We start from the raw sequence: 10,629 nt of genomic DNA, 5'->3' as shown, positions 1-10,629 counted from the left end.
TCAGACACGACGAAGCGAGAGCCGCTGCTCGTCGCCTTGAAAGGGACCGTCTTACCGACGAAGGCCGAGACGGCCTCTGAGATCTGACGCGCAAATGCGTCGGACTCTTCCTCCAGGGTGCTCACGAGGACTGGAGCCACCTGAGGTCTCGAATTCGTCGAAGGACCTGGTAAAGGTCAGCGTCCAACGCGTCTGCCTCAGCGAGGTGCTCGGCAAGATCAACTGGCATGCCGAGCTGCGCTGCCAGCCTGCGGAGTTCATCATCGAGCTGTCCTGGCGTCATGGACTCTGTTGTGGCGGACCCCATCGAGCACCTCCATGTAGATGGCTTTCACTATGACAGACGCTACGTGCAGCCACTGACAACCAGCCTGTCGAGTGCGCTCGTCGCACTGGCCAGTCGCTGGGGCGCGCCGACACCGCGCGCTTGTCTCGTGCCCGGCGCGGGTCGGCAGGTGGTCGAGGTGGCGGCGGAAGAGTTCGATGACCTCGCCCTGGCGGGGCTCTACCCCTCGGTGGGGGCGGCCACCGGCGTCGGGAACGTCCTGATGATCCTGCTCATGCTGACTTCCGGTGCGTTCACGCCCACTTCCGTACTGCCCGACGGCGTACGTCGCGTGTTCGAGTTCTCGCCCGTGCGGTGGTTCGTCGACCTCACCCAGCCGCTGTGGGACGCCGGCACGGTCACCATGCGCCCATTGCTCCTACTCACGGCGCTGCTCGTCGCCGCCGCGCTGATGGGTCGCCTTCTCTTCCGATGGGAGACGGCGAGATGACCACCGCCGCGCAGCACACTCCGGTGCCCGCTGCCCGAGCGCGCATCCACGGCCTCGACGCCGTCCGGGGAGGGGCGCTTCTCCTGGGCATCGTTCTGCACAGCCTCATGCCCATATCGGCGGGAATGCCATGGATGGTGGAGGACTCCCAGCGTGCCGACTGGCCGATCGTACTCATCACCGCCATCCACCTGTTCCGGATGACCATGTTCATGCTCATGGCCGGCTACTTCGCCCGGCTGATGCGCCACCGTTGCAGTACGCGCTCATACCTGGCCGACCGGCTCAAGCGGATCACCCTGCCCGTGGTCGTGTTCTGGCCGTTGGCGGTGATGCCCCTGGGTCTCCTCGCCGCCTGGCACGCCAGCCGCAGCGGCACCCATATGATCCGGCCCGACATCGCCGGACACGGTGGGATCCTCGGCGCGGTCGACCTTGGCCACCTGTGGTTCCTCTGGGTCCTGACTCAGGTCATCATCATCGCTCCTGGTCAGGGCGGCTGCAGCTCGGCTGTTCCCGGTTGCCGCCGAACGGCTGGCACAGACCCTCGCGCGCGTACTCACGAACCCCGGCGGCGTGCTGCTCGCCGCCGTTCCCTACGCCATCACAACCAACCTCCAGGGTGACGCGTCAGGCATCGTCGCCCCCTCCACCCTCCTGCCGGACCCCGTCGCCCTCATCGCCTACCTGGGTGCCTTCCTCGTCGGCTGGATCCTCACGCACGACCCCGAGTCCCTCACTCGGCTCGGGCGCCAGGCCTGGTGGCACGCGGGGGTGCTCGTCGTACTGCTGGGCTTCTTTGCGCTCGGGATTCTGCCTATCGATATGGACAGTTCGCGGCCCGGCTGGTCGACCTTCATGGCCCTCTTCGGGTGGTTGACCTGCTACACGCTGCTCGGCCTCGCCGTCCGGCACCTCACCCAAGAGCGGGCCTGGATCCGCTATCTCGCCGATGCCTCCTACTGGATGTACCTCATGCACCTCGTGCTGCTGACGTTCTTCGAGGTGCTCATCGCGGGGTACACGTGGCCCCCTGCGCTCGAGGTGCTCCTGAACATCATCGTCACGACCGCGATCCTGCTCGTGACCTACCACCTATTCGTCCGCAGCACTGCCCTGGGCGGATGGTTGAACGGCCGGCGAGCGCGGAAGACCGACCGGGTCGCAGCCGCGCCCGGCGCAAAGTCTGTCGCTCTCAAAGACGGCACTCTCTCCAGTCGCTGAAACTCGGCCTCCCCGGCGGTGGCAGGGCTGACGGCTTGGGTCTGTGTAGAGGGGGGCTGGGGCACCGTTTGCTTGGGCCAGCAAGCCGCAACCTTTGCTCCTCATCGTCCGTTCAGGTGGTGGTGCACCCAGACGTTGGGCTCAACGTAGACCGCGTGGCCCTGGGCCACATCCACGTGAACCGGCACCAGTGCGCCGGGGACAACCACGTTGCCGGACCGGTCGAAGGGGAGCCCGGTCCACTCCCGCCACTGACCGAGCGTGCCAGGGATGACCATCGACAAGAACGCAACCTTGACGATGACTCCCCCGGCGCGTACGTGGACGCGCAGCCAGGCGTCCTCGGGAAGGCCGTCGCCGCGCGTGCGGGCGGCGTACTTCTCGATCGAGGCGGTGGGGTGCTCGGCCTTCCCGTTGGGGCGCACCGGCCCGACGAGATGCTCGACGCCCAGGCTCCGCAGGTGGGCGCAGGTCTGTGTAAGCACCTCGTGACTGAGTCCCTGGCCGCGCAGGCCAGGACGAAGCCGGATCTCTATGAGGCTCACGCCGGTGAGGTCGTCGATCGGCCGGTCCACCGCATCGGACAGGACGGCGTCCCAGCCCGTGACAGGCAGATCGTCAACCCCCTGCCAGCGCAGCGGCACCGCGTGAACCCGAGCCACCGGCTCTCCGTCGAGCAGGCCGAGCAGGTGCAGCTGGGGGTAGAGATGGCGGGCAGCGGTGTAGCGGACGGCCACCGGATCCTTCTCCATGAACGCCGGCCAGGCCCCCTCGACGTTGTTCCAGTGGGGCTCTAGCTCGGGGTGGTCGGCAAGGGCGTGCAGTTCGAGGGCTGTCGCTGTCATTCTGGAAGCCTAGGATCGCCGTGCGCCGTCGCCCCCCTCCTTTGCCGACTCGGGGCGGCGGCGTCACAACCACCGGCATGACGCTGGCCGCGCTGCGCGTCCGCTGGTCGAGACGGGCTACTTCGCATGGCCGCCTGTCAGGCCCCGATCTGTGCCAAGTGGGCGGCGGGTGGCTGTGCATAGTACGGCGCGTCTCGCACCTATTGTTGTCGAGATGCAGTGAACTTTTCACCGGCCGCGAGGCTATGAAACGTCAACTTCAAGTTATGTGACGTGTCGCGTTTGATCGAGTGTTATGAGCAACGTTCTCTCTGGGACCAGGTCGCGGCTGCTGGCACGACTGCGTTAACGGGACTCGTGCGGCTGATAGGCTGGGTATGTATCGCCTTCGGCGGCGCCAGCATCTCTCATCGACGGGGTTCCGGGACGCAGATGGCAACGGGGGTTTGCGGGGGTTAGTGGGCTTCCGTGGCGACCCTGAGGCCAAGCCCAACTAAGACTGTTCCCATCGTCGCCTCTTGGATGCGCCGGGCTCGAGCGGACGAGAGAAGTCGTCGAGCACGGCCAGCGAGGACGGCGACCAAGGAGAGGCCCCCGGCGCTGAAACCGCCCGCGATGAGGGCCAGGAAGAGTGCCGTGAGAGTCGGCTGTCCGCCCGAGGCCACAAACTGGGGCAGGGCCGCGAGGAAGAACAGCGTCGCCTTCGGATTCATCAAGTTGGTCAGCAACCCCTGAACGTACGGTCCCCTTCGGCGACGGCTGCCGGGTTCGGTCGATAGGGGCTGGTGGTTGCGGCAAGCACTCCAAAGGCTGATCAGTCCGAAAGCCACCAGCAGGACAGCTCCAGACAGTCGGACCGCCTCGAAGACAGCAGCGGAGTTGAGCAGGATCGCGGAGAGCCCGAGTGCTACGCCAGCCGCGTGAGCGAATAGGCCGGTCGCGCACCCGAGCGCGGTGCGGATCCCCGCATGGCTGCCGGACGCCAGCGCTGAGCGCAAAACAACTGCAGTGTCTAGTCCTGGCGTCACCGAACGGGTGGGTGAACGAGGCGCAGCGACCTACCGACTCGCTCCTGAACTGGGCGGGTCACCGACTCCGCCATCGGTCCGGTCGGAGCAGCTTGATCTCGGCGACGAATCCCGCGTGGCGGAGGTGACCAAGAACGCCCGAGCCGTGTGGCAGCAACTCGAACAACCCACGACGCGAATTGAACTCGCCGACGGGCTCAGCCTGACGCTGCGACAGGTGCAGTTCACGCTGGACAAGCTGCGCGACGCGGGGTTCGTCGACATGGTGGGAGCGGGACGCCGCCCGGCCTATCAGCGACGTCTGGAATGACAGATCCGCGCCGTCCGGCTCGCCGCCCGGAGCCGGCAGCGCTCGTGAAACCTCGTCGCCGAGCTGGACCTCGAGGTTGAGGGTGCCGCGGAGGGCCTCGACGCAGCTTCAAGCCCGAACTGTGCAGATCCTTGCAGGCCCTCAGGACTGGCAACTTCGAATGATCACGAATGTAAGGTTTGTACGCTCTAGTTTGTCATGTGTAAGGCCTCGCGTCTGGTAGGTTGGCGGTCGTGATCCTTGAGTCGCTGGTGCCGCGCAGGGTCAGTGAACTGCTGACAGACCTGGTGCAGGTCGAACCGGTGATCGCATTGCATGGACCGCGATCGGTTGGCAAGTCGACGGTGTTGAGCGGATTCGCCACGCAGGCTGGTGGATCGGTGCTCGACCTGGACGACGTGGCGGTGCGTGAAGCGGTCGCGGGCAATCTGTCCTCGATAGTCAGCGGTCCTGCGCCGCTGTGTGTCGACGAGTATCAGCGGGTCCCTGACCTCCTGGATGCGCTCAAGGCACGGCTGAACCGCGAGGGCAGTCGACCTGGCACTGCCGTGATCACCGGCTCGACGCGGCAGGACGCCCTGCCCGCGTCCGCCCAAGCTTTGACCGGGCGGCTGCATGCGTTGACCATCTGGCCCCTGTCCCAGGGTGAGATCGCTGGGGTCCGGGAGGATCTGCTGGAGAGCCTGTGGGTTGATCCTGAGGGCACCGTCCTCCGGACCGCCACTTCCACGACCACGCGGACGGACTACGTGGACCGAGTCTGCGCCGGTGGCTTGCCCCTTGCTCTGCGACGACCTCGAGCGGCACGGGCGCGCTGGTTTGACGACTTCGTCCGTGCGTCGGTGGAGCGGGACGCCCTGGAGCTGGGCCGGATCCGGGAGCGACAGGCCATGAGCGACCTGCTCGCACTCCTTGCGGCACAGACAGGACAGCTACTCAACGTCTCAGCCGCTGCCGACAAGCTCGGTGTCAGCCGGCCCACCATCGAGACTCACCTGCGGCTGCTCGAAGACCTCTTCCTCGTCGTGCGACTGTCCGCGTGGGGCAAGACACTGCGTTCCCGAGTCAACGTCAAGCCCAAGGTGCACGTCGTCGACTCCGGCTTGGCCGCCCGGCTGCTGCGACTGATACCTGACAAACTCACAGGTCTGAATCCAGCAGCCCTGAGCGACTTCGGCCACCTGCTGGAGACTTTCGTCGTCGGAGAGCTCCGCAAACAGGCATCCTGGTTGCAAGAGCCGGTCACCTTGGGTCACTGGCGCACCAGCGACGGAGCCGAGGTAGACCTGATCATCGAAAACGATGACGGCAACGTCCTCGCTTTCGAGGTCAAAGCTAGCGAGCGAGCAACCGCTTCCGACTTCCGCGGCCTGACCCAGCTCCGCGACACCCTGGGGCCACGGCTCGCCGCAGGCGTCATCTTCACCACCGGCATGCGCTCATACACGTACGACCAGCGCCTCCACGTCATGCCCATCGACCGACTCTGGACCTCGGCCACAGTCGACATCACACAGTGATCGCACACTCACTTGACGCGGTCTTCGTCCTTGGTGCGGGCATGACTCCAGCTTGCTGAAGAGTCCAGGACGAGTCCAGGACGAGACCCGAGGCAGATCACAGCACGTCACTTTGCGGAGTCAGCTGATCTCCGCTGCTCAGTTGTCGGACCGTCGTTGACGATGCGCTTCTCGAACCGGAAGAAGTCCTGTTCTGCGGCCCCAGGATGCTCGGGATCCCGGTGCGGATCGGGGTGGCCGGCGTGGTAGTACTCGACGATCTGGAAGCCCAGCTTGTTGACGTAGAAATGGATGTTGCGCTTCTCGAAGTACGGGGTGTGCGTCTCCCACACCAACACCTGTGGGTATTGCCGCTCGATCGCCTGCCAGATTCCCCGGCCCGCGCGCTTACCCTGCCGGCCGACCACCGTGTAGAGGAGGTCGAGATTTCCACGGTCGCCGGGATCCTGGACAACCACGATCGCTCCACCGACCACGGATCCGTCCTCACCCACGGCGAACCAGCCATCCGCCCCGGGCGCCGAGAATGACTTCTCGACGTCGTCTCGGGGGAGGATCGGTCGGTCCGCCGGGCCGTACACCTGCTCGTAGCCCGTCTGAAAAGCGGCCTGAATCTGTTCGATGAACACGTGCCGCTGGTCTGCCGTCACGGGCACCAAAGCCACCTGGGTCATGGCCACACGGTATGCACTGGGGCGAGCAGCCCCGCTGCCCCAGGTCAACCATCCGCGTCGAACGGACAGACCACATGGAATGGGACGCCTCACTGCGGTGGACAGCAGGCGCCCGCGAGTAGTCGCCGGGACGTGCCCGAGGCTCTTCCCCCGCCTCCATGCTGGACGTTGGGCTTTATCCGGCGATCCGCGGAGCGCTGACCAGAGGTTCAGTAAGTACTGACCTAGAGGTACAGTAGGAAACCGTCCCAAGGTACAGTAGCGCGATGGCGCCGCCATATCTGACCCGCACGATCGACCGCGAACTCGACGAGCTCATGCCGTTGGCTCCGGCCATCGCGTTGGACGGCCCGAAGGGCGTGGGCAAGACCGGTACCGCCCGCCGTCGAGCCACCCAGACCTGGCTCCTGGACCTCGCCGAGCAACGGGCTCTGCTGGAGGCAGACTAGGCGGCCAACCAGCGGCGCAGCGTCTCGGGTTCGCCGCGCCGTGGTTCCCGAGGAGGACCCGGTGGTGGTCGAGACGACCCTCGGTGACGGGGCCGCGCTGGTGCTGATGACCGACGGCGTCGGCGACCCGCTGGGCTCCGGCGCGGGCGAGGTCGGGACGACCCTGGCTCAGCTGTGGTCCCGCCCGCCGCACCCGGTGGAGTTCGCGGCCCAGGTCGCGTTCGGCCGCAAGACCTTCGACGACGACCGGGCCGCGCTCGTCGTGTGGCTGGTGGGTGACGAGTGAGCCTGAGTGCCGGCGAGCTCATCGAGAAGTCCCAGCTCGGCCAGCTCGAATACATCGCCGAGGGCGGGCAGGGTCGGATCTACCGGTGCCCGTCCCTGCGCCTGCGCGACTTCGCGCACCCCGTGGCCTACAAGGAGTTCAAGTCCGGGCAGCTGGCGAGCAGCGGCCTGGAGGCGGTGGTGGCGGTGCGGACGCGGATGAACGACCGCGACCGCGACCTGCTCGACACCCACGCCACCTGGCCGATCCGGCTCGTCCGGGACCAGGGCCGGGTCGTCGGTCTGCTGATGCCACTGATCCCGGACTCCTTCGTGCAGGTGGGGAGGTCGATCACGGGGTCGGCGATGCGCAAGGAACGCGAGATCCAGTACCTGTTCCTCGGCGCGGCCCGCTGCGCCAAGCTGGGGTTTCCGCTGGTCAACCTGCATCAGCGGTTCGCCATCTGCGAGGGCCTCGCGCGGGTCTTCGCCCTGCTGCACGCCCACAACGTCGTGTTCGGCGACCTCAACGCCAAGAACGCCCTGTTCCGAGTCGGGCCGGGCCGCCAGGACGCCGACGTCATGCTCGTGGACTGCGACGCCGTGCGAGTGCGCGGCACGATGTCGGCGGTGCCGCAGCTCAACACCCCCGACTGGGAGCCGCCCGCGGCCGAGCGCACCCAGCTGACCCACCAGACCGACGTCTATAAGTACGCGCTGTTCGTGCTGCGCTGCCTGAGCCCGGGCACCAACGCCTCGACCGCCCGGGACCCGCGTCGCGTCTCGAACGTCCTCGACGCCGACGGCCAGGCCCTGCTGTCCGCCTCCTTCAGCCAGACCCCCGCGCAGCGGCCGAGCGCCGAGCAGTGGGCGTCCTACTTCGCCCGGCTGCGCAGCTCTTCCGGCGCGCAGACGCCTTCCGCTGCGCCGGCCCCTGCCGCCACCCAGGCTCCTCCCGTCGCGCCGGGCCGTCAGTCGAGCACCGCGACCCCCGCTCCCGCGGGACCGTCGGGGTGGGTGCGCACCCCGAGCGGTGAGTGGGTGCGCGCCCGCGGCTGAGGCGCTCGTCGGTGGCCGGGACAACCGTCGAGGCCACCCCGGCTCCGAGCTGCTATGTCGTCGGCATGCCGTACTTCTCGATGAGCGCCCGCGTGACACCGTTCGACCAGCCGAAGCCGTCTTGGAGCTCGTATTCGCCGCCTCCGCCGCCGGCTTGCGATTCGATGTTGTATTTCTCGACGAGCTTTCCGCTGCGCTTGTACTCGGCGAGAACGGTGGTGAGGAACCGGTCGGAGATCGTTTTCGCGAGGGCGTGTTGCCCGTTCTTCTCGAGCCCCTCGACCGCGACCCATTGCAGCGGCGCCCAGCCGTTGGGTTCATCCCACTGCTGACCGGTCTTGACCGTCGTGGTGCGCAGCCCGCCCGGAGCCAGCAGCTGGGCTTTGATCGTGGCCGCGAGGTCGTTGACGCGGGATTTCGGGGCGAGCCCGACGAAGAGCGGGAAGGCGGTGGCCGCCGTGACCCCCGGACGAATGGCGGATTTCTTGACATCCCAATCGCCGTACCGCTTCTGGGAGCTGCTCCACAGATAGGTGTTGATGGCCTTCGCGCGCCGATCGGCCTTCTTCGTGAAACTCTGCGCACACGCGCGGTCCGCCGCCTCACGGCAGCCCTGCGCGATCGATCTCTCCATTCCGTACAGCAGGCTGTTGAGGTCGACGGGCACGATGTTCGTCGTGTCGATCGTCGTGATCGACCTGCCGTCGGCGAACCACCGGGAACTGTAATCCCAGCCGCTCTCGGCGCCGGCCCGAAGGTCGCGATAGACCTGCGCCTTCGGGCGCCCGGACTTGTGTGCCGTCTCGACATCCTCCAGGTAGGACTCGTCACGCGGGGTCGCCCGGGCATCCCAGTAGTGCTGCAGCTTCGAGCCGTCCGGCATCGACACCGTGCGGGCCTTCGAGGTCATGTACGCGTATTCGGCCTTGACCGCCGCCAGCCGCCGGGCCTTGACGCGATCGTTCGTCGTCTCCGAGAGGCCGACCATGAGGTACAGGAACGGCGGCTGAGACCGGCTCAGGTAGTACGAGCGCGTGCCGTTGGGGATGTGCCCGTATCGCTCCACGAGCGACACGAAGTCGTTGATCGTGCTTTCCATCACCGTGTTCTGCCCGTCTTCCTTGAGGCCGAGCATGGTGAAGTAGCTGTCCCAGTAGTACATCTCCCGGAATCGTCCACCCGGCACGACGAAAGGCTCGGGCAAGGACAAGGCTGAGCCGCCCTTGACGCTTTTCACGGCGGGGCGGGTCAGGTGCGGCCAGAGTTCCTTGATGTGCTGCTGGAGCGATGCGCCCTTGGTGACCGGGACCGTTGTGGGCGGGCCGTCGTTGACGCCGGGGACGACGAAGTTCTTCAGCGCGAAAGCCTTCAAGGCCGCGTTCGTGCTGGGCTTCTGCCGCTGGTAATCCTTCATGATGTCGGCGACCGGGCGCTTCGGCACCGCGTCGACGAACGTCTTGCCGTCGACGAAGATGTCGCGCATCTGCACCTGGACGAACAGGTCGTCGTACAGCTCCGACGGCGTCTTCACCGACAGCGGGTCGATCCGGGGCTTCGGGTCGGGGTGGCGCTCGGTGCGCGCGGTGGCGGCTCCGGCTCCGGCCGTCGCCAGCGTCATGGCCAGGCTGCCGGCGGTCAACGCGACGACAATTCGTCGCGGCCCGCGGTGCCCGCAAGTGCGCGAACGCGTCGTCGTCGACGCTCGCGAGGCAGCGTTCATGCCGGGATTCAAGCAGAGGAGCGGTGTGAGCGCGCCCTGAATGCGGAGGCAATTGCACTCAGTTGCAACGCAATACCTCCGAGGACACAGGCTTTGATCAACTATTGGTGGCTCTGCGTGCGCCTCCTTCGCTGCGGGCTTATCGCTTGCATGAGGCGGTGACCACCCGGTACGACAGGGGCGTGCCCTGCGCGACTCACGTCGCTGACAGCGTCTTGACGAAGAACACCCGACGAAACCCGTGCTCGACGGCCCGATGGCTCTCCCGATAGCCGAGGCGGGGGTAGAACTCGAGGTTCTCGGTCATGGCCTCGTTGGTGTACAGCCGCACCTCGCGCCGCTCGTGGCCGGCGGCGTAGCCCTCGACCGTGCGCATGAGCAGCCTGCCGACTCCCGCGTGCTGGACCCGCGGATGCACCGCGACGTTCTCCAGAAGCACGTGGTCGAGGCGCAGGTGGGCGACCGCCACGCCGACGATCGTTTCGCGCCGTTGCGCCACCCACACCTGCGCGTTCGCGATGAGGTGCGCGTAGTCCTGATCCATCGGCGCCGGCCGGCGAGACATGCGGGCGATGTACGGCGCGTACGACAGCTCCACGATCCGCGTGATCGCCGCGGCGTCGGCGTCGACCTCGGCCCGAATCGTGACCGTCTCCATGCGCCGATTCTCGCGGGGGCGACCCCGATCCTGTCGGTCCGGCACAGGTCTCTAAGCGGGTCGATCTCACGTTCGGCGCGGCTGATGCGTCTACGGTGCGAT

General features: G+C 66.8%; 14 protein-coding genes. 9 read left to right on the top strand and 5 right to left on the bottom strand.

Translation table 11 applies throughout. The features are described 5' to 3' along the window. The first annotated feature begins 281 nt into the window (after positions 1-281). The 3 genes from PINTE_RS01180 to PINTE_RS01170 are packed head-to-tail and all read left to right on the top strand — an operon-like array spanning position 282 to position 2,000. On the top strand, positions 282-776 hold the full coding sequence (locus PINTE_RS01180; RefSeq protein ID WP_068425038.1) for an ABC transporter permease: 495 nt from the start codon (positions 282-284) through the stop codon (positions 774-776). Beyond that, positions 773-1,402 carry an acyltransferase family protein gene (locus PINTE_RS01175; protein WP_169798432.1) on the top strand — a complete coding sequence of 210 codons (630 nt, stop codon included), beginning with the start codon at positions 773-775 and terminating at the stop codon, positions 1,400-1,402. Before PINTE_RS01180 ends, PINTE_RS01175 begins: the two co-directional genes overlap by 4 nt. Continuing rightward, positions 1,353-2,000 carry an acyltransferase family protein gene (locus PINTE_RS01170; protein ID WP_068425033.1) on the top strand — a complete coding sequence of 216 codons (648 nt, stop codon included), beginning with the start codon at positions 1,353-1,355 and terminating at the stop codon, positions 1,998-2,000. Before PINTE_RS01175 ends, PINTE_RS01170 begins: the two co-directional genes overlap by 50 nt. 101 nt (positions 2,001-2,101) lie before the next feature. On the opposite strand, the gene PINTE_RS01165 is transcribed toward PINTE_RS01170, so the two are convergent. After that, the gene (locus tag PINTE_RS01165; protein ID WP_068425030.1) at positions 2,102-2,845 is read right to left on the bottom strand and encodes a hypothetical protein; all 744 of its coding nucleotides are present in this window, start codon (positions 2,843-2,845) and stop codon (positions 2,102-2,104) included. Between the two features lie 455 nt (positions 2,846-3,300). Further along, positions 3,301-3,873 (bottom strand): LysE family translocator, encoded by a 573-nt coding sequence (locus PINTE_RS24950; RefSeq protein WP_068425026.1) that lies wholly within the window; start codon positions 3,871-3,873, stop codon positions 3,301-3,303. 115 nt (positions 3,874-3,988) lie between these two features. Here PINTE_RS24950 and PINTE_RS01155 point away from each other — a divergent pair, with 115 nt between their 5' ends. Together PINTE_RS01155 and PINTE_RS01150 are read left to right on the top strand one after the other, a co-directional pair. Continuing rightward, on the top strand, positions 3,989-4,183 hold the full coding sequence (locus PINTE_RS01155; RefSeq protein ID WP_068425023.1) for a helix-turn-helix domain-containing protein: 195 nt from the start codon (positions 3,989-3,991) through the stop codon (positions 4,181-4,183). A 233-nt stretch (positions 4,184-4,416) separates the two neighbouring features. After that, a complete protein-coding gene (locus PINTE_RS01150; protein WP_068425020.1) occupies positions 4,417-5,703 on the top strand; it encodes an ATP-binding protein in 1,287 nt (428 codons plus the stop codon). A 107-nt stretch (positions 5,704-5,810) separates the two neighbouring features. On the opposite strand, the gene PINTE_RS01145 is transcribed toward PINTE_RS01150, so the two are convergent. After that, positions 5,811-6,377, bottom strand: coding sequence for a GNAT family N-acetyltransferase (locus tag PINTE_RS01145; protein ID WP_068425017.1), 567 nt, complete (start codon positions 6,375-6,377; stop codon positions 5,811-5,813). Positions 6,378-6,643: 266 nt separating this feature from the next. On the opposite strand from PINTE_RS01145, the gene PINTE_RS01140 reads away from it, so the two are divergent. From PINTE_RS01140 to PINTE_RS01130, 3 genes are all read left to right on the top strand, one after another. Next, positions 6,644-6,826, top strand: coding sequence for a hypothetical protein (locus PINTE_RS01140; RefSeq protein ID WP_068425015.1), 183 nt, complete (start codon positions 6,644-6,646; stop codon positions 6,824-6,826). A 61-nt stretch (positions 6,827-6,887) separates the two neighbouring features. Beyond that, positions 6,888-7,112 carry a hypothetical protein gene (locus PINTE_RS01135; protein WP_068425013.1) on the top strand — a complete coding sequence of 75 codons (225 nt, stop codon included), beginning with the start codon at positions 6,888-6,890 and terminating at the stop codon, positions 7,110-7,112. Continuing rightward, complete coding sequence (locus PINTE_RS01130) at positions 7,109-8,149, top strand: hypothetical protein (protein ID WP_068425010.1); 1,041 nt, start codon at positions 7,109-7,111, stop codon at positions 8,147-8,149. Before PINTE_RS01135 ends, PINTE_RS01130 begins: the two co-directional genes overlap by 4 nt. A 52-nt stretch (positions 8,150-8,201) precedes the next feature. Here the strand turns inward: PINTE_RS01130 and treF are convergent, their stop codons facing one another. Beyond that, positions 8,202-9,638 carry an alpha,alpha-trehalase TreF gene (treF, locus tag PINTE_RS01125; protein WP_245642734.1) on the bottom strand — a complete coding sequence of 479 codons (1,437 nt, stop codon included), beginning with the start codon at positions 9,636-9,638 and terminating at the stop codon, positions 8,202-8,204. On the opposite strand from treF, the gene PINTE_RS24095 reads away from it, so the two are divergent. After that, complete coding sequence (locus tag PINTE_RS24095; RefSeq protein ID WP_245642733.1) at positions 9,622-9,909, top strand: hypothetical protein; 288 nt, start codon at positions 9,622-9,624, stop codon at positions 9,907-9,909. The genes treF and PINTE_RS24095 overlap by 17 nt on opposite strands. Before the next feature lie 156 nt (positions 9,910-10,065). On the opposite strand, the gene PINTE_RS01120 is transcribed toward PINTE_RS24095, so the two are convergent. Then, positions 10,066-10,572, bottom strand: coding sequence for a GNAT family N-acetyltransferase (locus PINTE_RS01120; RefSeq protein WP_281178815.1), 507 nt, complete (start codon positions 10,570-10,572; stop codon positions 10,066-10,068). Positions 10,573-10,629 lie beyond the last annotated feature (57 nt).

Source organism: Piscicoccus intestinalis NBRC 104926 (assembly GCF_001515525.1).
Taxonomy (GTDB): Bacteria; Actinomycetota; Actinomycetes; order Actinomycetales; family Dermatophilaceae; genus Kineosphaera; species Kineosphaera intestinalis.
Note: the sequence above shows the minus strand (reverse complement) of the source record. Positions and strands in the feature narration are given on the sequence as shown.